The 22,605-nt window shown below is 72.7% G+C and carries 21 protein-coding genes and 1 tRNA gene; 12 read left to right on the top strand and 10 right to left on the bottom strand.

Going from position 1 to position 22,605, the window contains the following annotated elements:
• Positions 1 to 74: 74 nt before the first annotated feature.
• The 3 genes from BN159_RS27035 to BN159_RS27025 all read right to left on the bottom strand — a co-directional run bounded on the left by BN159_RS27035 (position 75) and on the right by BN159_RS27025 (position 3,750).
• Positions 75 to 1,529, bottom strand: coding sequence for a glycoside hydrolase family 18 protein (locus tag BN159_RS27035; RefSeq protein WP_015660184.1), 1,455 nt, complete (start codon positions 1,527 to 1,529; stop codon positions 75 to 77).
• Positions 1,530 to 1,648: 119 nt separating this feature from the next.
• Positions 1,649 to 3,046 (bottom strand): HAMP domain-containing sensor histidine kinase, encoded by a 1,398-nt coding sequence (locus tag BN159_RS27030; protein ID WP_015660183.1) that lies wholly within the window; start codon positions 3,044 to 3,046, stop codon positions 1,649 to 1,651.
• Positions 3,043 to 3,750, bottom strand: a complete 708-nt coding sequence (locus BN159_RS27025) for a response regulator transcription factor (protein WP_015660182.1) — start codon at positions 3,748 to 3,750, stop codon at positions 3,043 to 3,045. The genes BN159_RS27030 and BN159_RS27025 overlap by 4 nt, the downstream gene beginning before the upstream one ends.
• A gap of 109 nt (positions 3,751 to 3,859) precedes the next feature.
• Between BN159_RS27025 and BN159_RS27020 the strand changes: the two genes are divergently transcribed.
• Positions 3,860 to 4,381, top strand: coding sequence for a secreted protein (locus BN159_RS27020; RefSeq protein ID WP_015660181.1), 522 nt, complete (start codon positions 3,860 to 3,862; stop codon positions 4,379 to 4,381).
• Position 4,382: 1 nt separating this feature from the next.
• On the opposite strand, the gene BN159_RS27015 is transcribed toward BN159_RS27020, so the two are convergent.
• Both BN159_RS27015 and BN159_RS27010 read right to left on the bottom strand, forming a co-directional pair.
• Positions 4,383 to 5,249, bottom strand: coding sequence for a spermidine synthase (locus BN159_RS27015; RefSeq protein WP_015660180.1), 867 nt, complete (start codon positions 5,247 to 5,249; stop codon positions 4,383 to 4,385).
• 98 nt (positions 5,250 to 5,347) lie between these two features.
• Positions 5,348 to 5,704 (bottom strand): hypothetical protein, encoded by a 357-nt coding sequence (locus BN159_RS27010; protein WP_015660179.1) that lies wholly within the window; start codon positions 5,702 to 5,704, stop codon positions 5,348 to 5,350.
• A gap of 298 nt (positions 5,705 to 6,002) precedes the next feature.
• Between BN159_RS27010 and BN159_RS27005 the strand changes: the two genes are divergently transcribed.
• Positions 6,003 to 7,445: a hypothetical protein gene (locus BN159_RS27005; RefSeq protein ID WP_015660178.1), complete on the top strand. Its 1,443-nt coding sequence runs from the start codon at positions 6,003 to 6,005 to the stop codon at positions 7,443 to 7,445.
• Positions 7,446 to 7,667: 222 nt separating this feature from the next.
• Here the strand turns inward: BN159_RS27005 and BN159_RS27000 are convergent, their stop codons facing one another.
• Entirely contained in the window at positions 7,668 to 8,264 is a 597-nt protein-coding gene (locus BN159_RS27000) for a histidine phosphatase family protein (protein WP_041819909.1), read from the bottom strand.
• Positions 8,265 to 8,453: 189 nt separating this feature from the next.
• On the opposite strand from BN159_RS27000, the gene BN159_RS26995 reads away from it, so the two are divergent.
• The 8 genes from BN159_RS26995 to BN159_RS26970 all read left to right on the top strand — a co-directional run bounded on the left by BN159_RS26995 (position 8,454) and on the right by BN159_RS26970 (position 14,948).
• Complete coding sequence (locus BN159_RS26995) at positions 8,454 to 9,455, top strand: phosphatase PAP2 family protein (RefSeq protein WP_015660176.1); 1,002 nt, start codon at positions 8,454 to 8,456, stop codon at positions 9,453 to 9,455.
• Entirely contained in the window at positions 9,406 to 10,548 is a 1,143-nt protein-coding gene (locus BN159_RS26990) for a hypothetical protein (RefSeq protein WP_015660175.1), read from the top strand. Before BN159_RS26995 ends, BN159_RS26990 begins: the two co-directional genes overlap by 50 nt.
• Entirely contained in the window at positions 10,539 to 10,676 is a 138-nt protein-coding gene (locus tag BN159_RS45850) for a hypothetical protein (RefSeq protein WP_015660174.1), read from the top strand. Before BN159_RS26990 ends, BN159_RS45850 begins: the two co-directional genes overlap by 10 nt.
• Positions 10,667 to 12,253: a hypothetical protein gene (locus BN159_RS26985; RefSeq protein WP_015660173.1), complete on the top strand. Its 1,587-nt coding sequence runs from the start codon at positions 10,667 to 10,669 to the stop codon at positions 12,251 to 12,253. The genes BN159_RS45850 and BN159_RS26985 overlap by 10 nt, the downstream gene beginning before the upstream one ends.
• Positions 12,250 to 13,584: an AAA family ATPase gene (locus tag BN159_RS26980; protein ID WP_015660172.1), complete on the top strand. Its 1,335-nt coding sequence runs from the start codon at positions 12,250 to 12,252 to the stop codon at positions 13,582 to 13,584. Before BN159_RS26985 ends, BN159_RS26980 begins: the two co-directional genes overlap by 4 nt.
• Positions 13,585 to 13,809: 225 nt before the next feature.
• Entirely contained in the window at positions 13,810 to 14,178 is a 369-nt protein-coding gene (locus BN159_RS26975) for a hypothetical protein (protein ID WP_015660171.1), read from the top strand.
• 136 nt (positions 14,179 to 14,314) lie between these two features.
• Positions 14,315 to 14,884 (top strand): bifunctional DNA primase/polymerase, encoded by a 570-nt coding sequence (locus BN159_RS43245; RefSeq protein ID WP_015660170.1) that lies wholly within the window; start codon positions 14,315 to 14,317, stop codon positions 14,882 to 14,884.
• Positions 14,875 to 14,948 (top strand) — tRNA-Lys (locus tag BN159_RS26970). The genes BN159_RS43245 and BN159_RS26970 overlap by 10 nt, the downstream gene beginning before the upstream one ends.
• A 61-nt stretch (positions 14,949 to 15,009) precedes the next feature.
• Here BN159_RS26970 and BN159_RS26965 read toward each other — a convergent pair.
• Entirely contained in the window at positions 15,010 to 16,356 is a 1,347-nt protein-coding gene (locus BN159_RS26965; RefSeq protein WP_015660169.1) for a M6 family metalloprotease domain-containing protein, read from the bottom strand.
• 304 nt (positions 16,357 to 16,660) lie between these two features.
• Between BN159_RS26965 and BN159_RS26960 the strand changes: the two genes are divergently transcribed.
• Entirely contained in the window at positions 16,661 to 18,526 is a 1,866-nt protein-coding gene (locus BN159_RS26960) for a putative bifunctional diguanylate cyclase/phosphodiesterase (protein ID WP_015660168.1), read from the top strand.
• On the opposite strand, the gene BN159_RS26955 is transcribed toward BN159_RS26960, so the two are convergent.
• The 3 genes from BN159_RS26955 to BN159_RS26945 all read right to left on the bottom strand — a co-directional run bounded on the left by BN159_RS26955 (position 18,502) and on the right by BN159_RS26945 (position 21,503).
• Positions 18,502 to 19,593, bottom strand: a complete 1,092-nt coding sequence (locus BN159_RS26955; protein WP_015660167.1) for an LLM class flavin-dependent oxidoreductase — start codon at positions 19,591 to 19,593, stop codon at positions 18,502 to 18,504. The genes BN159_RS26960 and BN159_RS26955 overlap by 25 nt on opposite strands.
• Positions 19,594 to 19,986: 393 nt before the next feature.
• Positions 19,987 to 20,718: a maleate cis-trans isomerase family protein gene (locus BN159_RS26950; RefSeq protein ID WP_015660166.1), complete on the bottom strand. Its 732-nt coding sequence runs from the start codon at positions 20,716 to 20,718 to the stop codon at positions 19,987 to 19,989.
• A complete protein-coding gene (locus BN159_RS26945; protein WP_015660165.1) occupies positions 20,715 to 21,503 on the bottom strand; it encodes a maleate cis-trans isomerase family protein in 789 nt (262 codons plus the stop codon). Before BN159_RS26945 ends, BN159_RS26950 begins: the two co-directional genes overlap by 4 nt.
• A gap of 149 nt (positions 21,504 to 21,652) precedes the next feature.
• Here BN159_RS26945 and BN159_RS26940 point away from each other — a divergent pair, with 149 nt between their 5' ends.
• Positions 21,653 to 22,600, top strand: a complete 948-nt coding sequence (locus BN159_RS26940; RefSeq protein ID WP_015660164.1) for a D-2-hydroxyacid dehydrogenase — start codon at positions 21,653 to 21,655, stop codon at positions 22,598 to 22,600.
• Positions 22,601 to 22,605: the final 5 nt, after the last annotated feature.

Genomic DNA, 22,605 nt, shown 5'->3' with positions numbered 1-22,605 from the left:
TGCCGCGCCCCGGCCGGATGGGGGGAAGACCGGCCGGGGCGCGCCCCCCGTGGGCTCGAACGGACTCAGCGGGCCTACTTGTAGGCCGCGAAGGCCTTGCTGAAGGCGTTCTTGTCCTGGTCGATGGAGCTGCACGTGGCGTCGGCCGCGGGCTTCGGGCCGCCGGGGCAGGCCTTGTCGCGGGTGCCGGACCACATCGACAGCCAGCCGAGCCCCTTGGACTTGGCGAAGTTCACCAGCTGGGTGGCGTCCTCGACCTTGAAGATCTCCGTCACCACGTCGTTGACGCCGATCATCGGGGTGACCGCGACGGTCTTCCAGGCGGCGCTGTCGCTCAGGCCGAGAACACCCTTGATCTGGGCCTGCGTGGCGGTGGCCGCCTGCTCGGCGTAGGTGCCCATGTCGCCGCTGTACGCCGGGCCGTAGTCCATCGCCATGATGTTGACGGCGTCGATCTTCACACCGTTCTTCTTGGCGTCGGCCAGCAGGTCCACGCCGGGCTGGGTCAGGCCCTCCGGCATCACCGGGAGGGTGTAGGAGACGTTCAGGTCCGGGTGCTGCTTCTGGAGCTTGGCGATGGCCTGGGCACGGCGGGTGTTGGCGGCGGCGTCGGGCAGCGCGCCGCCCTCGACGTCGAAGTCGACCTTGGTGAGGTCGTAGGCCTCCACGACCTTGTTGTACGCCGCCGCCAGCGCGTCCGCCGAGGAGCAGGTGGTGGCCAGCTCACTGCCGGCCGCGCCGCCGAAGGAGACCCGGACGTCGCCGCCCTTGGCGCGCAGCGCGCCGATCTGCCCGGCGACCGCGTCGCTCGCCAGGTCGCTCACCCCGCCCCACTTGGGCGTACAGCCGCCGCCGTCGGTGATGAAGGCCAGGTTGTAGTTCTTCACGCCGGTGGCCTCGGCGGTGCCGACCAGGTCGAAGGCCGGGTAGAGGGAGGTGTCGACGTACGGGGCGAATCCGGCGTTGGTGGTGTTGCCGCTGCCGGTCGACTCCGTGGCCGTCGGGGTGGGGGTGGGAGTGGGGGTGCTGGTCTCGGTGGGGGTCGGCGTCGGGGTCGGGGTCGCCGTCTCGGTCGGGCGGCCGGACGGCTCGGGGGTCGCGCCTCCGTCCGTCGAGCACTTGACGCCGTCGACGACACAGCCGGTCGGGTCGCCGGAGCCGTTGACGACGAAGCCGACGGTGACCGACTCCCCGGCCTTGAGGCCGTCCTTGTCCCAGGCCGCGGGCTTCACGGTGACCCGCGAACCGCTCACACTGGACTCGGCGTTCCACAGCGAGCTCAGCTTCGCGCCCGACGGCAGATCGAAGCTGAGGGTCCAGTCGGCCTTCGTCGCGTCGGTGTCGTTGGTGACGACGTACTGGGCGGTGTAACCGGTCGTCCAGTCACTGGTCTTGGTGTACGCGGCGCCCACCCCGGCCGCCTGCGCGGTCCCGGTGAGGAAGACGGCGCCGCCACCGACCACGGCCGCGGCGACGAGCCCGCCTATCGCCTTGTTCCTGCCGCTGACCTTGCGCCGGTGGATGCTCATCGCCTGCCTGCTTTCGCTGCTCACGGGGTGCTCACGAGTGGGGGTGCGGCAGCACGCTAGCGAGACCGAAACGGGCAAATGGCCTGATCGGGACGGGGGTTGAGGATCTTAGGGTGCGCTTAAGGAAGGGATCGGGGCCGGTTAAAGGTCGAGACCAGTCGGCCGCTACGGCGTCTGCGCACCCGGTGCCCGCGCCGCTCGGGCGCCCGCCCGTCGAGCTGGATCCAGATCCGCACCTCGGTGCCGCCGAGCACGGACGAGCCGATACGGACATCACCGCCCGTGGACTCGGCGAGCCGGCGCACGATGTCCAGGCCGAGACCGGTGGAACCGGCACTGCCCGAGCCCCGGCCGCGGGCCATCGCCGCCTCGGGGTCGGGTATGCCGGACCCGGCGTCCGACACGAGCACGATCACCGCGTCCTCGCCGTTGTGCACGTCGACCGCGAAGGCGGTGCCCTCCGAGGTGTGCCGGAAGACATTGCCGAGCAGGGCGTCCAGGGCTGCGGCCAGGTCGGCCCGCGCCACGGGTACGCGCACCGGCCGGTCCACCCCGGCCACCCGCACCTTGCGGCCCTCGTCCTCGGCCAGCGCCGACCAGAACCCCATCCGCTCGCGCACGACTTCGGCCGCGTCGCAGCCGGCGCCCGGACCGATCGCCGCCGTCTGCGGCTTGGCCTCCCGCGCCGTACGGATGATGGTGTCGACCTCCCGCTCCAACTGGGCGACGGCGGCCCGGGTCTGCTCGGCGGCCGGTCCGTCCCCCAGCGAGGCGGCGTTCAGGCGCAGCACGGTCAGCGGCGTGCGCAGCCGGTGCGAGAGATCGGCGGCCAGCTCCCGTTCGTTGGCGAGCAGTTGGACGACCTGGTCGGCCATGGAGTTGAACGCGGTCGCGGCCAGCCGCAGTTCCTTCGGTCCCTCCTCCGGCACCCGGGCGCCCAGCTTGCCCTCCCCCAGCTCGTGCGCGCCCTCGACCAGGCGCTGCGCGGGCTGCACCATCCGGACACCGAGCCGGTCGGCGACCGCGACCGAGCCGACGATCAGGGCGACACCGACGGCGGCGAGGACCGCCCAGGCCGTCGAGACGCCGTTGCTGACCTCGGACTCGGGGACGTACACCTCCACGACGGCGATCTCGCCGGAGCTGATCGCGACGGGCTGGAGGAGAGTGGAGCCGCCGGGCACCTCGGTGGTGGAGGCACGGCCGAGCTTGCGTACGGTCGCGACGTCGTGGCGGGCGGCGCGCTGCCGGCCGATGTCGACGGCTCCGGTGCCGTCGGACGCGGGTATGTGCACGGCCATCTCCGCCTCGGACCCGGCGGAGGCCACGACCCGTTCGAGCTGGTCGCGGTCGGTGGTGATGGACAGCGCGGGGGCGACCGCGGCGGCCTCCCGCTCGGCGTTGGAGAAGGCGCGGTCGCGGGCCATCTCCTTGATGACCAGGCCGAGCGGCACGGCGAAGGCCAGCACCACCATGGTGGTGACCGCAAGCGAGACCTTGACCAGGGCCCATCTCATCGCGGCGGCCCCCCTGGCACCGGTGGCTCCAGCTTCACGCCGACCCCGCGCAGGGTGTGCAGATAGCGCGGGCGCGCGGCGGTCTCGCCGAGCTTGCGGCGCAGCCAGGACAGGTGCACGTCGATGGTCTGGTCGTCGCCGTAGGACTGCTGCCACACCTCGGCGAGCAGTTCCTTGCGGGGGACGACGACGCCGGGGCGGCCGGCCAGGAAGGCGAGCAGGTCGAACTCGCGCCGGGTCAGGTCGAGGCGTACGCCGTCCAGTTCGGCCTGGCGGCGCAGCGGGTCGACGGTGAGGCCGCCGACGCGGAGCACGGACTCCGGTGGCGCCTCCCCCGCGGCGGCCCGGGACCGTCGTAGGACGGCGGCCATGCGCGCGGAGAGGTGCTCGACGGAGAACGGCTTGGTGAGGTAGTCGTCCGCGCCGGCGTTCAGCAGCCGGACGATCTCCGTCTCGTCGTCGCGGGCGGTGGCGATGATCACCGGGACGTCGGTGATCCCGCGCAGCATCTTCAGGGCCTCGGACCCGTCCAGATCGGGCAGTCCGAGGTCCAGGATGACCACGTCGAAACGGAAATGGGCGACCTCGCGCAGCGCCTCAAGGGCGGTGCCGACGCTGCGCACGGTGTGTGCGGCGTCGGTCAGATGCCGGATGAGGGCCGAGCGTACGAACTGGTCGTCCTCGACCACGAGCACACTTGCCATGCGCCGCACCGTACGCCATGCGGGGGAGCCCGGTCCGGACCTGTGGACAACTGCCGCGCTGTGGACAACGGGCGACACCTGTGGGACGCGTGAGGCAGTATGGCCCGCGATGCGCAGAGGACTCATACACGTACTGGCTTGGTCGCTCGCCACGGGCGCGGCGGTCACGCTGTCGTGGTGGGGTGTCCACACGGTCATGGCGGGCACGGCGTACGACCCGCCGCGCGCCCTGCCCATCGCGGCGGACGCGACCACGCAGGAGTCGAAGCCGCTGGCCTCGTCGACGCACCGCGGGACTCCGTCGGGCACCCCCACGAAGAGCCCGTCGTCCGAGCCGCCTTCGACGAAGAAGCCCAACCCCTCCAGCACGCCCACCCGCACCCCGGCCGCCCCGTCCCCCACCGCCTCCGGCCAGGTCAAGAGCTACGACACGGACGGCGGCCGGGTGGTGTTCGACCTGCGCGACACCTACGCGACGCTGGTGTCGGCGACGCCGGGCACGGGCTGGTCGATGCAGGTGTGGAAGACGGAGTCCTGGATCCGGGTGGAGTTCGCGCAGGGCGCGGACCGGGTGTCGGTGTTCTGCACCTGGCACGACAGCGCGCCGCGGGTGCAGATCGAGGACTACTGACCTAGCGGAACACCGAAGCCGGCGGGGCGGGCGAGGCCACGGCCGCCGCGTCCGTGACCGGGGTGGCGCCGCCCGTGAAGTCGATGAGCGATCTGCCGTGCTCGACCCGCGCCGGGTGCGGGTCGGAGGCGGCGCGGCGGGTGAGTTCCGCGACCGGGAGCGGGTGGTCGGCTGCCACCAGTACGGCGTTGCCGAAGCGTTTGCCGCGCAGCACCGTCGGATCGGCGACCAGGGCCAGCGCGGCGAAGCGGACGGCAGCGGTGGCGATCTGGCCGCGCAGATGCGCGAGCGGGGGTCCGTCGGCGAGGTTGGCGGCGTACCAGCCGCCGGGGCGCAGGGCGCGGCGGACGTCGTCGAGGAACTCGGTCGAGGTCAGATGGGCCGGGGTGCGGGCGCCGCTGAAGACATCGGCGATGACGAGGTCGGCCCAGCCGTCGGGCACCTTGGCCAGCCCTTCGCGCGCGTCCGCCGAACGCACCCGGATCCGCGCGTTGCGGTCCAGCGGCAGCTCACGGCGGACCAGTTGGACAAGGGGCGCGTCCCGCTCGACGACCTGCTGGGTGGAGCGGGGGCGGGTGGCGGCGACGTAGCGGGCCAGGGTGAGGGCACCCCCGCCGAGGTGCACGGCCTGGATCGGGCGGCCGGGCGGGGCGACGAGATCGATGACGTGCCCGAGCCGCCGCTGGTACTCGAAGGAGAGGAAGGCCGGGTCGTCCAGGTCGACGTGCGACTGCGGCGCCCCGTCGATGAGCAGGGTCCAGGCGCGCGCCCGGTCCCGGTCGGGTATCAGCTCGGCGAGCCCTCCGTCGACGGCCTCGACGACGGCGGCGGCAGTGTCCTGGCGCCGGGAGTTTCTGGACTTGCCCATTCGCCCATTATGCGGAGCGGGACCTGATCACGCAGGCAGCGGTGGCCGGGGTCACAAGCAGGGGTACCTGGGTCACAGACAGGGGTCACCGGCAGGGGTCACTGGCAGTTGTCCGCCGCCTCGATCAGCCGGGCCGCCTCGCCGAGCGCCGCCCGCAGCACCGCCGGGTCCGTCGCGAGGTCCGCTTCACCGGGCGGGAGCAGCCAGTCGGAGCCCTCCACCGGGGGCTCGGGGGGCAGGCTCAGACCCCGGCCGTCGGTCCGGGTGCAGGTGCTGCCCGGTACGTCCCAGCCGGCGGCCGTTCCGGGCGGCACCACGAAGCCGAGGGTGTCGCAGCCGTCGTCGTGCAGGACGGGCCCTACCGAGTCCCCCGCCCCGCGGCGCAGGATGTCGACCGCCTCAAGACCCTGCCGCGCGGGCACCGTCACCAGATCGCAGTTCTGATTGATCTCCATCCCGGCCTCCACCACGGAACCCCTCCTCGAAACGAGCGGGTCGGGAGTCGGGCGGCTCCCGTTCCAGGCGGTTCAACGTGTCACCGCGTCAACGGCTACGGCACAAGTCCGCCGCAAAGGATGGCAGTTCATGGCAGATGCTGGATGAGATATCCGGTTTGTAGCCAAACACCGCATGCCGGGTCCGGCGCAGCAGGTACGTTCTTGCCCGCCGGACACCGGGGGTACGAAGCGAACAAATCGTTCAACTCGCCACCAGTTCGGCATGGTTCGACGGTTCGCACGAGAGGACCCGGCCATGACGTCGTCAGAGCTGAGCTCGTCCCAGCCTCCCAGACCACCCCGACCGAACCTCGCGTTCCGGCAGTTGCGCGGCAAGCGCTCGCCGGCCGAGTTCGCCGCGGCGGTGCGCCGGGCCGCGCGCGAGATCGGGGAGCGGGTCAGCTGTGACGCGCGTTACGTCGGCCGGGTCGAGGCGGGCGAGATCCGTTGCCCCAACTACGCGTACGAACGGGTGTTCCTGCACATGTTCCCCGGTCGCACGCTCACCGACCTGGGCTTCGCGCCCCGGGCAGCCGTACGCGGCCGCCGGGCGCGCGAGGCGGAGGACGCGCCGGTGTCTCACTCCGCGAGACTCCCGTACCTCGTGGGTGAGACATGGGGGGCGCCCGAACCGTATAAGACGCAAGACCCGTACGACACGCACGAGAAACCCGAGGAGAGCGACGTGCTGCGTCGCGCATTCATGACCGGCTCAGGGGCCACGGTGGCCGCCGCCTCGCTCAGCCCTTTCGGGCTCGCCATCGACGCGACGGCCGCGGAACGCCCCGTGCGGCGCGTCGGTACCAGCGAGGTGACGGCGCTGGAGGAAGCGGTCCGCAGGATCCGGCTGCTGGACGACCGGCACGGCGCGGACGGACTGTACCGGCGCGCGGCGGCCCCGCTGCGCGCCGCGTACGCGCTGCTGGACGCCGGTACGACTCGGCACGCGGCGGAGGAACGGCTGCACTCGGGCGCCGGTGAGCTGGCCATCTCGGTCGGCTGGCTGGCGCACGACTCGGGGCGGTTCGACGACGCGCGCTCGCACTACGCGGAGGCGCTGGCGACCGCCCGGATGGCCGGGGATCCGGGTCTTGAGGCGCACGCCTTCTGCAACACGTCGTTCCTCGCGCGGGACGCGGGGCGCCCGCGTGAGGCGGTGCGCGCCGCGCAGGCCGCGCAGCGCGTCGCGCGCCCGCTGGGCTCCGCGCGCCTGATGTCCCTGCTCGCGCTGCGCGAGGCGGGCGGCTGGGCGGGCCTCGCCGACCGCACGGGCTGCGCCCAGGCACTGGCGCGGGCGCAGGCGCTGTACGCGCGGGGCCGCTCGGACGCCGACCCCGAGTGGATGAGCTTCTACGGCGAGGCCGAGCTGGAGGGCCTGGAGGCGCAGGTCTGGTCGACGCTGGGCGACTGGCGCCGGGCCGCACGCCACGCGGGCCGCGCGGCCGACCTCCAGGACCCGCACTTCAGCCGCAACATCGCCCTGTACACGGCGGAACTGGCCGACGACCTGGCACGCGGCGGCCGCCCCGACGAGGCGGCGGCAGCCGGCCTGCGCGTCCTGGCCCTGCTGACCGAGGTCCAGTCCTCCCGAATCCAGACCATGCTGGCAGGCACGGCCCGAGTCCTGCTCCCCCACCGCCGGGCGACCGGCGTATCAACGTTCCTGGACCAACACGCGAGCCTGCCGCGAGCGGTGTGACGAGCGAGGCTCGGGGTGTTCAGCCCGCCCCGCCGGCAATCACGCACCCCAGCCGCGAGGCCAGAGCCGTCCCGATCCCCCACCCACCCGCTGGGAGCTACGCAGCCCGCTCTCTCCAGCCTGTCCGGCGTTTGAGGACGAGGCCCGTTCAGGGCCGACAGCGGGGGTCTGAAGGCGCAGCCCCCAGGGATGGGACGGGTAGGGGCGGCGGGGGCGAAAAAGTCAGCCCGCCAGATGCCCCACGTCGTTCCAGTTCTCCAGCGCGGGCTCCCCGTAGGCCCAGCCCAGAACCGACAGGGAGGTCGGGTTCAGGCGGATGCGGGCCGCGAAGTCCAGGGGCAGGCCCAGCCAGCGGGCGCCTATGGAGCGCAGGATGTGGCCATGGGCGAAGATCAGGACGTCGCGGTCGGCGGAGCGCGCCCAGGACACCACCTCGTCCGCCCGCGTGGTGACGTCGGAGAGGCTCTCGCCCTCGGGGACGCCGTCCCGCCAGATCAGCCAGCCGGGGCGCAGGGACTGGATCTCGTCCGGGGTCAGGCCCTCGTAGGCGCCGTAGTCCCACTCCATCAGCGTGTCCCACTCGGCGGCCCGCTCCCCGAACCCGGCCAGCTCGCACGTCTCACGCGCGCGTACGAGCGGGCTGGTCCGCACCTCCACCCCGGGCAGCCCGTCCAGCGGCGCCCGGTGCAGCCGCTCGCCGAGCAACTTGGCCCCGCGGCGCCCCTCCTCCAGCAGTGGCACATCCGTTCGCCCCGTGTGCTTGCCGGACAGCGACCACTCGGTCTGTCCGTGCCGGGCCAGCAGAATGCGCGGTGCCATGAGGTCCAGAGCCTTTCCAGGAATATGCGAGGCGGAGCCCATCCATCATCCCGCACCCTGTGAGGGGGCAACCCGAGGGGCGATCTCTGCGTCTATCAGGGCCAGGGCGCCCTGCGGAGGCGTGCACGAGCACCGTAAGGTGGCCTGTCCGGGCAACCGGCGCCACAACGAGAAGGGGGAGGCGATCGGATGCCGCACGCCGAGACACCAGGCCTTTTGGCGGCACCACGAAACCGCCTGCGCTGGTGGACGGAGCTGCCGCTGATCCTTCTGGTGTACGCGTGTTACTCGGCGGGCCGGCTCCTGGCTCGCGGCGACGTCACCTCGGCCGTGGACCACGGCCTGGCGATCCTGCGTGTCGAGAAGCTGCTGTTCCTCAACGCCGAGAACCCGCTGAACCGTCTCTTCACCCGCGAGCCCTGGCTGGGCGTGCCGGCGGACTTCTGGTACGCCTCGCTGCACTATCTGGTCACCCCGGTGATCCTGGTCTGGGTCTTCCGGTCCCGCGCCGTGCACTACCGCGTCGCCCGCACCTGGCTGATGACGTCCACCTTCATCGGCCTGATCGGCTTCACCCTGCTGCCGACCTGCCCGCCCCGGCTGCTCTCCCCGACCTACGGCTTCGTGGACACGATGGCCTACTACAGCTCGTACGGCTGGTGGGGCGGCGACGCCAGCGCCCCGAAGGGCCTCGGCGGACTGACCAACCAGTACGCGGCGATGCCGAGCCTGCACTGCGGCTGGGCGCTGTGGTGCGGGGTGATGCTGTGGCGGTACGGCGGGAACCGCCTCACGAAAATCGCCGCGGTCGTCTATCCGACGGTGACGGTGATCGTGGTCATGGGCACCGCGAACCACTACTTCCTCGACGCGGTCGCGGGCGTGGCCGTGATGGGCGCCGGACTGCTGCTCACGCCTTACGTCCTGCGCTGCGCCGACCGGGTCCGGGCGCGCTTCGAGGGCCGCGGCTCGCTGGTCGCGGCGAGCTCGGCACGGGCGTCCTCCGAGGCGACCGGCACGGCGTCCTCGGCCGCATCTCCCGCCGCAGAAGCCTCGATTGTCAGTGGCGGATGCCAGACTTCCGCGGGTGAGCGATTTCCACGGCAGCGCGAGTCACGGTTCGAGCCCGGAGCCGAACCGGGTGCCTCCCCCACGGACGCGGGGGACGGCGCTCCGGCAACGGCTCGCTGAGCTGCGCGGTCCCGAGGTAGCGGCCAAGGCGCTGGACGCCCGCGCCCTGGCCGCCCTCGCCGCCAACCCCGGGTGCAGACGGCGCGCGATCCTGGACGGCGCCGGGGTGAACAAGACGGCGCTGGCGAGCGCGCTGGGCGCGCCCTCGGCCTTCGGGCAGTCCCAGTTCGCCCTCACACGGGGCAACGCTTTCGAGGCGAAGGTCAAGGCGGACGGCGGCGCCGAACTGCTGCGGCTGGTGCACGCCAGGCTGGACCGTGCGGCGGAACCGCCCACCCGCGCGCGTGTGCCCGACCTCGCCGCGACGGGCCCGGAGGGCCGCACGGCCCGTACGGCGCTCGCGCTGCGCGAGGCGGTCGAGGCGCCGGGCTCCTGGACGCTGCTGGACCACCCGATGCTGGCGCTGGACGTCGCGGGTTCGCCCGCGTTCCTGGAGCCGGACGCGGTGGTGGTGCACCCCGACGGCAGCTGGACGGTCGTGGAGATCAAGTCCTTCCCGATGCTGGACGGCTCGGCGGACCCGGCGAAGGTGGGCGCGGCGGCCCGCCAGGCGGCGGTGTACGTGCTGGCACTGGAGCAGGTGGCCGCCCGCCTCGCCGAAAACGACCCGCCCCCGCGCGTACGCCACCGCATCCTCCTCGTCTGCCCCAAGGACTTCTCCAACCAGCCCACCGCCTCCGCCGTCGACATCCGCAAGCAGCGCGCGGTGACCGCCCGTCAGCTGGTCCGGCTCACCCGGATCGAGGACATCGCCGACGCGCTCCCCGAGGGCACCTGCTTCGACCCCGCCCTGCCCGCCACCGAGCTGACGGCCGCGGTGGAATCGGTCCCGGCGACCTATGCCCCCGAGTGCCTGTCCGCCTGCGAACTGGCCTTCCACTGCCGCGACCGCTCCCGCGAGGCAGGCGCGGTCACCTCCCTCGGCCGCTCGGCCCGCGCCGACCTGGGCGACCTGGCCACGGTCGAGGACGTCCTGTCGGCGGCCCACGGCACATCGGGCGACCCCGCCGACCCGGCCGTGGCGGCCCTGCGCAGAGCGGCCCACCTCCGCGCCGAGGCCCTCGGTACCCGGGAGGCGGTCGCGTGTCCCTGATCACCACCGGCGCCGTCCCGGCAGCAGCCCACGGCCCCGCCGCCCCTGCCGTAGCGGAACCGCACGAGTCCGCACACCCGCGAGCCAAGGCCGCCCTCGCCACCCGGGAGGCCGTCCCGTGTCGCTGATCACCACTCTCGCCCGCCTCGAAGCCATCAGCACCGGCCGGGCGCAGCCGTCGGCCACCGTGCGGCATCGGCATCTGTCCGAGCGGCCGCTGGTGTTCGTGCCGCTCACCACTGCCGGTGAGGCCGGTGCGCCGCTCGGTGCGCTGGTCGGGACCGAGCGGGACGCGCCCCGGCTGCTGGTCGTGCCGCAGCCGCGCGACCGTGATCTGCGGTTCGCGTTCCTGGCCGACCTCGCCGATGTCGTCCTGCCGCACATCGAGGCGCACGCGGAGGTCGTCGAGGCGGCCGAGCGCACCGACACCGACCCGGAGACCGGCAAGCGGGTCAAGGTCGAGGTCGACCTGTGCGCGGACGCGGCCCAGCTGATCGTCCCGAGCCGCGCGGGCCTGGAGTACGTCCGGCTGCTCGGCCGCTCGATGCGCTTCAGGCGTACGGCGGAACAGGACCCGGAGACCCCGTACCCGGCGCCGCCCCGGGTCCCGCTGCTGGGGCGCTGGCTGACGCAGTACGGCGAGCGGTCCCGGGTGCCCGGCTCCTCGCTGCTGCTGGCCATGACGGACGTACTGGCGAGGCACTGGGCAACCGGGCAGTCCACCCTGGAGGACCAGCACCTCGGGGCGCTGCTGTCCTGGATCGACCCGCCGCAGGGCGGGACCGGCGCCGAGGCCGCCCTGCGCGCGGAGCTGGCGCGCGACGACCGGGGCCAGTTGCTGTGCCCGCCCGCGGGACCGGCCACCGACCCTGCGTTCGACAACAAGCTGCTCGCCCCCGCCCTGGAGCGCTACGACCGCGCCCGCACCGCGCTCGCCGCCGCCGAGGACGGCCTGGAGGCCGACGACCGGCTCGCCGGGCTCACGGCGACCGAGCAGGAGATCCGCGCGATGGTCGAGAAGTGCATGCGCCCCACCTGGGACGCGGTGTGGCAGGGCCTCGACCTGCTGCGGGAGCTGCCTCCTGGTGCCCATGTCGAGGAGCGGTGGACGCGCGACCGCTGGTCGTTCACCGCCCACCGCGACAGGATCACCGCCGGCGAGCCCCCGCAGCCGCGCCGCGACGACGCGGTGACGGCGGCGAACAAGCTCGCCTCGCGCGAGCGCGAGCAGGCCCGCCTCGACGCCCAGGAGGCCCTCGACGACCCGCTGGTGATGGCCGGACGGCGGCTGGCCGGGGAGGCGTTCGTGGGTGAGGTCACGGATGTCGTCATGGCGTACGGCGAGGGCAAACGGCCGAGCCCGCGCCCGCTGGTCACCGTGCACACCGAGGACCGGCCGCAGCTCGCCGAGCGGGTCAAGGTGTACCGCTCGCTGGGCGGAAAGCCGCAGTCCGCGGAGCTCGTCGAGGCCGACGGCGATCAGCTGACCCTGCGGGTCCTGGACAAGATGGGCCGCGGCAAGGAGCCCGAGGAGGGGTCCGTGCCGGAGAAGGGCGACCGGATCTGCTTCACGCTGTTCGAACACGAGCAGCGGGGCGGGGCGAAGCTGCCCGACCCTGAGCAGACCCCGTGGACGCACGGCGGACCGCCCGGTGAGGCCGTACCGGAGGCCGCCGATCAGCTCACCGAGGAGGACGTGCTGTGACCGCCGTGTTCGATCCGGGCGCGGCCGCCGCGCAGGCCACCGACGCGATCCTCGCCGACACCCTGCACGGCACCCATCGCGGCGTCGTCGTGGACTCCCCGCCCGGTGCCGGGAAGTCCACGCTGGTGGTGCGCGCGGCGCTGGAACTGGCCGAGGCGGGGCGCCCGCTGATGGTGGTGGCGCAGACCAACGCCCAGGTCGACGACCTGGTGCTGCGCCTCGCCGAGAAGAACCCGGACCTGCCGGTGGGCCGCCTGCACAGCAGCGACGCCGACCCGTACGACAAGGCGCTGGACGGCCTGCCGAACGTCCGCAAGTCCGCGAAGGCGGCCGACCTGACCGGCCTCCCGGTCACCCTCTCCACGGCCGCGAAGTGGGCGCATGTGAAGGTCGACGAGCCGTGGCGGCACGCGATCGTGGACGAGGCGTACCAGATGCGCTCGGACGCGCTGCTGGCCGTGGCCGGGCTGTTCGAGCGGGCGCTGTTCGTGGGCGACCCGGGCCAGCTGGACCCGTTCGCGATCGTCGGCAGCGACCAGTGGGCGGGCCTGTCGTACGACCCCTCGGGCTCCGCGGTGACGACCCTGCTCGCACACAATCCCGAGCTGCCCCAGCACAGGCTGCCGGTGTCCTGGCGGCTGCCGGCATCGGCGGCGCCACTGGTCTCGGACGCGTTCTACCCGTACACGCCCTTCCGCAGCGGCACCGGCCACGACGACCGCCGCCTCACCTTCGCCGTCCCCTCCGACGGTTCAGGGCCGGATCGTGTGATCGACGAGGCGGCCGAGTCCGGCTGGGGCCTGCTGGAGCTGCCCGCCCGGCACACCCCGCGCACGGACCCGGAGGCGGTGAGCGCGGTGGCGGCGGTCGTACGGCGGCTGCTCGACCGGGGTGGCGCGGCCACGTCGGAGCGCTCGCCGGACCCGGCGCCGCTGACCGCGGAGCGGGTCGCCGTCGGCACCGCGCACCGCGACCAGGCGGCGGCGGTCCGGGCGGCGCTGGCGGACCTGGGCGTCCACGACGTCACCGTCGACACGGCGAACCGCCTCCAGGGCCGCGAGTACGACGTCACGGTGGTCCTGCACCCCCTGTCCGGTCGCCCCGACGCCACCGCCTTCCACCTGGAGACGGGCCGCCTCTGCGTCCTGGCCTCCCGCCACCGCCACGCCTGCATCATGATCTGCCGAGCAGGCGTGAGCGACCTCCTGGACGACTATCCGTCGACGGAACCGGTCCAGCTCGGAACGGTGGTGAAGTTCCCTGACGGCTGGGAGGCGAACCATGCGGTGCTGGCGCGACTGGCCGAGCACCGGGTGCCCTGGCGGCCGTGACCGTGTGGCACCGCGCGTCCGGCAACGGGCGGCCGGCCCGACGCCGCCCCGCCCGCCGGACGGAGTCCGGCACGCCGCCGGAGGCAGCCAATGTGTGCAGTTGGCGGAACACAAGGTGGCCTGGAGGGGCTGACCTGGGGTTCGAGGCCCTCTTGCGTGGGCGCGAGACAATGGACGGTGGCCCGATTCACCGGGGTCATCACTGACGTACGAGGAGGAGAAGACATGGCGGAGCCCACGCCGCGTCGGAACGAACCGCGGCTACGCCCCGCGCCCCTGCTCTTCGAGCCCACGCAGGCGGCGGCCGACCCGGAGCACTTCTTCGACCTGGAGTCGATGGACGACCCCCGGGAGCTGCTGGCGCGGGCCACCGAGCTGACGCTCGCGTTCCGGGCGGCGGCCGACCGTGCCGTGGAGTTCCAGGCCGTCGCGGCGGCCCAGCTCGCCGACCCACGGCGCTTCGACCGGCTGACCACCGCGGACATCGCCGAGCGGGCGGAGTGGACCGAGGACTACGCCAAGAAGATGGTCGAGTTCGGCAGAGACCTGCTGCGCGGGGCGGTCGAGGGCCGGGAGCACGTCGACCCCGTGTGAGGCACGGCGGCAGCCGCGGCCGCGGCATATGCCAGACGGGCAAGAAACGGGCAAGATACTCCCTCCCACCCGCCCCTGTCCCGGATTCCGGCAACCCTCCGAGAGGGAACGCTCACAGCCGGTACATCTGGTGGTCATGAGCAGTTGCCTCGACGCCACGGGCGTCACCCCGGACGGAGCCGCCTGGCTGGCCTCGGCAGGAACGTATCCGCGCACCACCCTGGCGTTCTGGGAGGAACGGCCGGACGCCCCCGTCGTCCTGCCCTGCGGAACCGTGTTCGACGTGGTGAGCACCCCCGCGATGTTCGGGCGCCGGATGCTCGACCGGCTCTGGGACGACGGCCCGGGTTCCAGCCCGGTGGCGGTGTTCCGGGGCCGGATGCTGCTGTTCGCCGGCCCCGGCACGGCCCAGCGGCTGCCCTCGCTGCTCGGCTGGGAGGAGTTCGGCCGCACCGAGAACATCCCGCCCCTGCTGTGCCACGGCAACGGCGACGCGGTGACCGTCCCGGCCCCGTCCGGCGCCCCCGCGCCCGCCCCCTCCGGCTCCCGCTGGTTAGTGGCCCCGGACACCCGCCACCCCTGGCTGCCGGGCCCCGAGATCCTGCTCTGGGCGGCCGTCCGGGCGGCCCGCGCGGCCGTGCGGATATCGATTTTTCCTCCCGCCGACCATGATGCTAAGGTCTACGACGTCAGCAGGCGCCGCTAGCTCAGTTGGTTAGAGCAGCTGACTCTTAATCAGCGGGTCCGGGGTTCGAGTCCCTGGCGGCGCACGACACTGAAAGGCCCCTCGCGAGAGCGAGGGGCCTTTCACGTACGTGCAGAAGCCGCCGCCTACCCCGTAACGATCCGCACCGTCCAGGCCCCCGAAGCCGTCCTCCCCTCCACCTCCACCCGGACCCCCTCCCCCGGCACCGTGAAGCTCTCGCCCAGGCCGACGGGGGCGTCTGCCAGGGCCGGGTAGACGGAGTCCTCCCAGCAGGCCTCGGTGCGGGGGTGGGCGTCGATGACCTCGACCGGGCCGCGGCCGGACTCGGCGCCGCTGCTCACGCGGTAGACGAGGACGCCGTCCCGGCAGGCCTCCGCGTCGTTGCCGACCCGGCCGCGCGCCTCGAAGGCGAGCGCGCTGTCCGCGCCGGTGCGCACCACCGCGAGCTTGGTGCCGCCGCCGAGGCCGAAGGCGGGCGCCCCCGCCAAGCCGGCCACCGCGACACCGGGCCCGGCCCCGAGGGGCTCCAGGGTGAGCCGCCTGCCGCCCCGTTCCCGGACACAGGTCACCTGGCGGGGATTCAGCCAGCCGAGCTTCCACTTGTGCCAGGCGAACAGGTCGGGGGCGAGCCCGAACTGGCTGCCCATCAGGTCCCAGTCGCCCACGTGGGTGTCCCAGTCGCCCTGACCGTCCACCGGGCGGTGGTAGAGGTCCGGCAGGTCGAAGACATGGCCCGTCTCGTGGGCGAGGACGAGACGGTCCGGGGGATGCTGCTCGAAGACCGTGACCACCCGGCGGATCTCGGCACCGTCGGCGCTCAGCGGGGCGTCCAGGTTGACGACTTTCGTGGCGTCGGAGTCCACCCCGGGCGCGTCCGGGTCGGCGACGAAGTAGACGACGTCATAGCGCGAGAAGTCCACCCGGCTGTCGGCCGCCGAGAGGGCGTCGCGCAGATAGGCGGTCCGGTGCGCCGGGTTCCAGTCGCGCTGTATGGCGTACGCCGTGGAAGGGCGGGGCATCCGGATCCAGTCCCGGAGCGGGTGCGGGCGCAAGGCGAAACGGCCGTAGGAGGCGCGTTCGAAGAAACGGCTCGTGGTCGGGAAGTGGTCCGCGGTCAGCTCGGCGGGGCTGGTCAGCGGGAGCGAGTCGGGGAAGGACAGGAAGACCATCACCGCGTCCAGCGAGGTGGACGGGCGCGGATAGGCGGCGTTCCAGGTGTCCAGGCCCTCCGAGTGGTGGGCGTCGGTGCGCTTCAGGGCGCAGGGCGCCGCCGCGAAGGGCTCGGCGACCGAGGGGGCGGAGACCAGGGAGGTTGCGGCGAGCGCGGACATCGTGGTGAACAGGGCGGCGGTGGTGCGCAGTCGGGGCCACTCCCGCAGTCGGCCGCCGAGCCCCCGGAACGTCGCACGGGTGACTTCCCCGAGCGGGAGCTGACGCGGCACGTGGACCTCCGGGAGCGGTTCGCGGGACACCGCACCCAGCCTGTGTGAATTTGTCGCACTACGCCCTGTTTGTCTGCACCGGAAGAGTGAGAGGGCCGAGAAAGTACGGGCGCCGACACCCCCGAATCGCTCACGGTCCGTCACATGTGGTCGGGAGGCCGCTGAACCCGTCCAGTGGCGGGCAGAAACGAATTGTCAGATCTGCGGCTGGGTCCGGGACACTGGACAGTGGCTGGAAGGGCCCGAACCCAGCCTCTATGATCGGCACACTTTCCTGACCCTTTCCTGTACTGTCCTGATCCCTTCTTGCACGAGTGCACTGCGGGAGCGAGCGGTGAGCGGAACGTCCGAAGGGCCGGCGCCCGCGGCAGATCTCATCGGGCCGGCCGTCACAGAGAGTAATGAAGGCTCGTCTTCACGTACCGGTCCGCACGATCGGCCGGTATCCGACCCCGACGCCACGCCCTCCTCCTTCCGGTCCGCCTTCGACGCCGCCCCGTTGGCGATGGCCGTCGTGGACCGTGAGGGCCTGGTCACCGGCGCCAACCCGGCCCTCGGCGACCTGCTCGGCAGCTCGCCCCAGGCGCTGGCCGGGGCGGTCGCCGCCGATCTGGTGGACCTGACGTCGGATGCCCGGACCTGGCACGCCTACCGCGAGGTCCTGCGCGGTCGGCAGGCGCGGCTGCGCTGCACGCGTCGGCTGAAGCACCCCGACGGGCACTGCCTGTGGGTGCAGGTCGCCATCGCGCCACTGCCCGCCGCGGAGCGGGGCGGGGTGCTGCTGTCGGTCGCCGACATCAGCGCCCGGCGTGAACTCCAGGCCCGCTTGCGGCACTTGCAGAACCACGATCCGGTGACCCGGCTGCCCAACCGCACCCTGTTCTTCGAGCGGCTCTCGGCCGCGCTGGAGGCGGAGGCGTACGAGGAGGGCACCGGGCGGATCGGGCTGTGCTACCTCGACCTCGACGGCTTCAAGGCGATCAACGACACGCTCGGACACCGGGTGGGCGACCGCCTGTTGGCGGCCGTCGCGGAACGGCTGACGCGGTGCGCGGACGAGGCGGGGTACGCCCGCGCGAGCACCCCGTTGGTGGCGCGGCTCGGCGGGGACGAGTTCGCGCTGCTGGTGGAGGACTCCACGGGCACCGAACAGGTCGCCGATCTCGCCGAGTCGGTACTCGGGGCGCTCCAGGCGCCGTTCGACATCTCCGGGCGGCGGCTGTCGGTGTCGGCGTCGATCGGGGTGGTTGAGCGGCACGCGGCCGGGACCAGCCCCACCGCGCTGATGCAGGCCGCCGACACCACGCTGTACTGGGCGAAGGCCGACGGCAAGGACCGCTGGACCCTCTTCGACCCCGAGCGCAACGCGCACCGGATGACCCGTCAGGCGCTGGCCTCCACGCTCCGACCGGCCATCGAGCGCGGGGAGTTCGTGCTGGAGTACCAGCCGCTGGTGGGGATGGAGGACGGGCGGCTGCGCGGGGTGGAGGCGCTGGTGCGCTGGGATCACCCGCAGTTCGGACTGCTGACGCCGAATCGGTTCATCGGACTGGCCGAGGAGGACGGGTCGATCGTGCCGCTGGGGCGTTGGGTACTGGCCACCGCCTGTCGTCAGGCGCGGGGCTGGCAGTTGGCCCATCCGGACGAGCCGCCGCTCTTCGTCAGCGTCAATGTGGCGGTGCGTCAGGTCTGGGACTCCGACCTGGTGGCGGATGTGGCGCAGACCCTCGCGGAGACCGGGCTCGCCCCCCATCTGCTCCAGCTGGAGCTGACCGAGTCGGCGGTGATGGGCTCCGGCGGGCGACCGCAGCAGGCGCTCCAGGCGCTGAGCGACATGGGCGTACGGATCGCCATCGACGACTTCGGCACGGGGTACTCGAACCTGGCGTACCTCAGCCGGCTGCCGGTGTCCGTACTGAAGCTGGACGGCTCCTTCGTGAAGGGTTTCCAGTACGACGGTGAGGGCATCGCGCCGAATCCGGCCGACGAGGTCGTCGTGGAGGCCATGATCCAGCTCGCGCACCGGCTGGGGCTCACCGTGACCGCGGAGTGCGTGGAGACCTCGGCGCAGGCGTCCCGGCTGCGGCGGATCGGCTGCGACACCGGCCAGGGGTGGCTGTACTCCCGGCCGGTGACGGCGGATCGTATCTCCGAGCTGCTGCGGTCGCCGAGAGGTCAGGCGGCGGTCGGCAAGTCGTAGGCGTTGGCGATGAGTTCGTAGGAACGCAGCCGCAGTTCGCCCCGGTGGGCATGGGATGTGAGCATCAACTCGTCGGCGCCGGTGCGCTTTTGGAGGTCGTCGAGGCCGGAGCGGACCTCGTCGGCGGTGCCGTGGACGATGTTGGCGCCCCAGGAGGCGATGAACTCCTCCTCCATGGCGCTGAGCGGATGGGCCTCGGCCTCTTCGGGGGTGGGGAAGAGTCCGGGGCGGCCGGTGCGCAGCCGCACCATGTTCAGGCCGGTGGCCCGGACCTGGCGCGCGGCTTCCTTCTCGTCGTCGGTGGCCAGGGCGGAGACGCCGATGAGGGCGTACGGCGCGGCCAGCACCTCGGAGGGCTGGAAGGACTCGCGGTACAGGTCGAGCGCCGGGATGGTGTTCTGCGCGGAGAAGTGGTGCGCGAAGGCGAAGGGCAGGCCCAGCGCGCCGGCCAGGCGGGCGCTGAAGCCGGAGGAGCCGAGGAGCCAGATGGGCGGGCGGTGCGGTGACTGGACGCCGCCGGGGGCTGTCGCCTGGACCGGGCCCGGTACGGCGTGAATCCGGCGGTAGGGGTGGCCGTCGGGGAAGTCGTCGTCGAGGAAGCGGGTGAGCTCCGCGAGCTGCTGGGGGAAGTCGTCGGCGCCCTCGTTGAGGCTCTCGGTGCGGCGCAGCGCGGCGGCGGTGGCACCGTCCGTGCCGGGCGCCCGGCCGAGGCCGAGGTCGACCCGTCCTGGGGCGAGGGCCTCCAGGGTGCCGAACTGCTCCGCGATGACCAGCGGGGCGTGGTTGGGGAGCATCACTCCGCCCGAGCCGAGGCGGATGCGGTCGGTGTGGGCGGCGAGGTGGGCGAGGATCACGGCCGGGGAGGACGAGGCCACGCCTGGCATGGAGTGGTGCTCGGCGACCCAGTACCGGTGGAACCCTCGGGCCTCCGTCAGCCGCGCGAGCTCGACACTGGTCCGCAGGGCGTCACTGGCGGTACTGCCGGATCCGACGGTGACCAGATCGAGTACGGAGAGCGGGACAGGGGCGGTACCGTTTATCGCGCCCCGGATCTCATCTGCCGCCATCGGTGGGTGCCTCCTGCTTCGCGCCGGCGTGGTTCTCGGAGGCGGTAACAGGAGGGTGGCTCCGGTTTATTCCCGCCCCCGCCGCCCCTACCCGTCCCTCCCCCAGAGGGGGGACCCCCACTGGGGGCTGCGCCCCCAGACCCCCGCTGTCGGCCCTGAACAGGCCTCGTCCTCAAACGCCGGACGGGCTGGAGGGAGCGGGCTGCGTTGTCGCCGGCGGGTGGGTGGGGGTCGGGATGGCGATGGCCTCGGCGTCAAAAACGCCGGACGGGCTGCAAAGGGCTGAGGTGCGTAGTCCCCAGCGGGTGGGTGGGGGATCGGAATGGCTGCGGCCTCGGCCTCGAACTCCCCCAAAGGGGGCACCCCCAACGGGCTGAAGATGCCCGGCTGCCGTTACACCTGCACGATCGGCTCCCTCGTGAACAGTGCCCCCAGTGCCGGAGCGTTCACCCTGCGGTCCGTCAGGCGTAGGGCCTCCCAGACCGTTACCTGGTTTGCCGTGAGGACCGGCTTTGAGAGCTCCTTCTCCAGGGTGGGGATCAGGGCCGCCGTGTGCAGGGCTGTGTCCGGGAGGAGGAGCGCCTCAGCCGTCGGGGTGTCCGCCTGGCGGGCCAGGGTCAGGACGTCCTCCTCGGTCCACTCCCCCACCTCCGCCGCCGTGATGACGCCGGAGCCCCGCACCGAGACCACCTCCACGCCGCCCGCGCCCAGGAAGGACGCGAACAGGTCCGCCACGTCGTCGGGGTAGGTCGCGCCCACCGCCACTCGGCGTACGCCCAGTTCTGCCGCCGCGTGGACGAAGGCGAAGGACGTCGAGGAGGCCGGCATGCCTGCCGTGCGGGCCAGGGCGCGTACCTGGTCGTGGGCGCCCTCCCAGCCGTACACGAAGCTGCCGCTGGTGCAGGCCCAGACCACGGACTCGGCGCCGGTCAGGCGGAGTTGTTCGACGCCCGCCGCCAGGCGCTCGGGGGAGCCCATCTCCTTCAGCGCGTCCACCCGGTGCGCGTCCTCGCCGATGTCCGTGTGCACCACGTCCACCCGGATGTCGCTGCCCAGGAGCTGCTCGATGCGTGGATAGTCGTCCTCGGCGGAGTGGCCCGGGTAGAGGAGTCCGAGTGCTGTCATGTCGAGCCTTCCTGCTGCTGTTCCACGTCCGGAAGTGCGGGACCGGAGCGGGCCGCCGGGTCGATCAGCGCCTGATACGGTCCCACCGCCCGGGTACCCAGCCGGCGCAGCGCCGCCCACATCGTCACCTGGTTGGCCGAGATCACCGGTATCCGCAGCTCCGCCTCCAGTTGCGGGATCACGTCGTACGTCGGCAGGTTGGTGCAGCTGATGAACAGGCAGTCCGTGCCGCGCCGCACCGCCCTGCGCGCCATGTCCGCCACATCGCGGTACGGCACCTTCCATATGTGCCGCGTCAGCCCCATGAACGCACACCCCGTCACCCTGACGCCCGCCTCGGCCACGTACTCCTGAAGCGACCGGGTCACCGAGACCGTGTACGGCGTCACCAGCGCCACCCGGCGCGCGCCGAGGTCGGTCAGCGCCTCCAGCAGCGCCCCGGAGGTGGTCACCGAAGGCACCGCGCCCGCCCTCGTCATCGCCTCGCACATCGCCCGCTCGCCCGCGATCCCGCCGACGAAGCTGCCCGAGGTACAGGCGTAGGCCACCACCTCGGGGCTCACCGCGATGAGGGCCCGGACTCCCTCGCAGAGGGTCTCGTGCTCGCTCACCAGCCGGGCCAGGTCCAGGCTCACCTCGACGGGGACGTACGGCGTCCGCGTCAGATGCAGCGACACCTCGTCCGGGACCCAGCGCCACAGCTCCCGGTCGAGCGCGAAGTCGAAGGGCGCGACGACTCCGACGCCGCGCTGCGGGCACGGCCCGCCGAGAAAGGAGACGTCCATTGCAGGCACCGCCCTCGCGAGGAGATACGGGAACTGCGGACGGTGCAGGCGTCCGTGTTGACGAAGGTAGGTTCGGGTGCGAGCGTGGTCAATCCGTGCATGTCAGGCGCCCGGATTCGCGGTGTTCCGGGCCACCCGGAAGGGACGGCATGACCCTCCCCACCCTCCTCGTCCTGGACGCCGAGCCCCTCCCCCGGCTCGGCAGGCTCACCGGACGGGCGCGGATCGAGCACACGGACGAGGCGACGCTGGCGGCGAAGCTGCCGTACGCCGATGTCCTGCTCGTGTGGGACTTCACCTCGCACGCGGTACGGGACGCCTGGCCCGGCGAGGGGCCCCGGCCGCGCTGGGTGCACACCGCCAGCGCCGGGGTCGATCACCTGATGTGTCCTGAACTCGCCGCCTCCGACACCACGGTCACCAACGCGCGCGGCATCTTCGACGAGCCGATCGCCGAGTACGTCGCCGCCCTCGTCCTGGCCATGGCCAAGGAACTGCCGCACACGCTCGAACTCCAGGGGCAGCGGACCTGGCAGCACCGCGAGACACGGCGGCTGAAGGGGACCCGGGCCTGTGTCGTGGGGTCCGGGCCGATCGGGCGGGCGATCGTGCGGACACTGAAGGCGCTCGGCGTGATCTGCGCCCTGGTCGGGCGGGTGCCCCGTACCGGCATCCACGGCCCCTCGGACCTGGACCGGTTGATCTCCCGCGCGGACTGGGTGATCGCCGCCGCGCCGCTCACCGAGCAGACGTACGGCATGTTCGACGCCCGCCGGTTCGGGGTGATGCAGCCCTCGGCGCGGTTCATCAACGTCGGGCGCGGGCCGCTCGTGGTGGAGGAGGCGCTGGTCGAGGCGCTCACCAAGCGGTGGATCGCCGGTGCGGCGCTGGACGTGTTCGCGCACGAACCCCTCGGCCCCGACAGCCCGCTGTGGGAGCTTCCGGGGCTGATCGTGTCACCGCACATGAGCGGGGACACCGTCGGCTGGCGGGATGAACTCGGCGCGCAGTTCGTGGAGTTGTACGAGCGCTGGGAAGCGGGCAGAGCGCTGCCGAACGTGGTCGACAAGCAACGCGGGTATGTCCCAGGACGCTGAACTTC

It is taken from the genome of Streptomyces davaonensis JCM 4913 (assembly GCF_000349325.1).
Classification (GTDB): Bacteria; Actinomycetota; Actinomycetes; order Streptomycetales; family Streptomycetaceae; genus Streptomyces; species Streptomyces davaonensis.
This window is presented reverse-complemented; position numbering and strand designations above follow the sequence as displayed.

Excerpts from the sequence above, each read along its gene's own strand:
- BN159_RS27025 (WP_015660182.1), bottom strand. The coding sequence starts at position 3,750 with ATGGCAAGTGTGCTCGTGGTCGAGGACGACCAGTTCGTACGCTCGGCC.
- BN159_RS26975 (WP_015660171.1), top strand. The coding sequence starts at position 13,810 with ATGGCGGAGCCCACGCCGCGTCGGAACGAACCGCGGCTACGCCCCGCG.
- BN159_RS27005 (WP_015660178.1), top strand. The coding sequence starts at position 6,003 with ATGACGTCGTCAGAGCTGAGCTCGTCCCAGCCTCCCAGACCACCCCGA.
- BN159_RS27010 (WP_015660179.1), bottom strand. The coding sequence starts at position 5,704 with ATGGAGATCAATCAGAACTGCGATCTGGTGACGGTGCCCGCGCGGCAG.
- BN159_RS26950 (WP_015660166.1), bottom strand. The coding sequence starts at position 20,718 with ATGACAGCACTCGGACTCCTCTACCCGGGCCACTCCGCCGAGGACGAC.
- BN159_RS27030 (WP_015660183.1), bottom strand. The coding sequence starts at position 3,046 with ATGAGATGGGCCCTGGTCAAGGTCTCGCTTGCGGTCACCACCATGGTG.
- BN159_RS26945 (WP_015660165.1), bottom strand. The coding sequence starts at position 21,503 with ATGGACGTCTCCTTTCTCGGCGGGCCGTGCCCGCAGCGCGGCGTCGGA.
- BN159_RS27035 (WP_015660184.1), bottom strand. The coding sequence starts at position 1,529 with ATGAGCATCCACCGGCGCAAGGTCAGCGGCAGGAACAAGGCGATAGGC.
- BN159_RS26940 (WP_015660164.1), top strand. The coding sequence starts at position 21,653 with ATGACCCTCCCCACCCTCCTCGTCCTGGACGCCGAGCCCCTCCCCCGG.
- BN159_RS27015 (WP_015660180.1), bottom strand. The coding sequence starts at position 5,249 with ATGGGCAAGTCCAGAAACTCCCGGCGCCAGGACACTGCCGCCGCCGTC.
- BN159_RS43245 (WP_015660170.1), top strand. The coding sequence starts at position 14,315 with ATGAGCAGTTGCCTCGACGCCACGGGCGTCACCCCGGACGGAGCCGCC.
- BN159_RS27000 (WP_041819909.1), bottom strand. The coding sequence starts at position 8,264 with ATGGCACCGCGCATTCTGCTGGCCCGGCACGGACAGACCGAGTGGTCG.
- BN159_RS26995 (WP_015660176.1), top strand. The coding sequence starts at position 8,454 with ATGCCGCACGCCGAGACACCAGGCCTTTTGGCGGCACCACGAAACCGC.
- BN159_RS27020 (WP_015660181.1), top strand. The coding sequence starts at position 3,860 with ATGCGCAGAGGACTCATACACGTACTGGCTTGGTCGCTCGCCACGGGC.
- BN159_RS26955 (WP_015660167.1), bottom strand. The coding sequence starts at position 19,593 with ATGGCGGCAGATGAGATCCGGGGCGCGATAAACGGTACCGCCCCTGTC.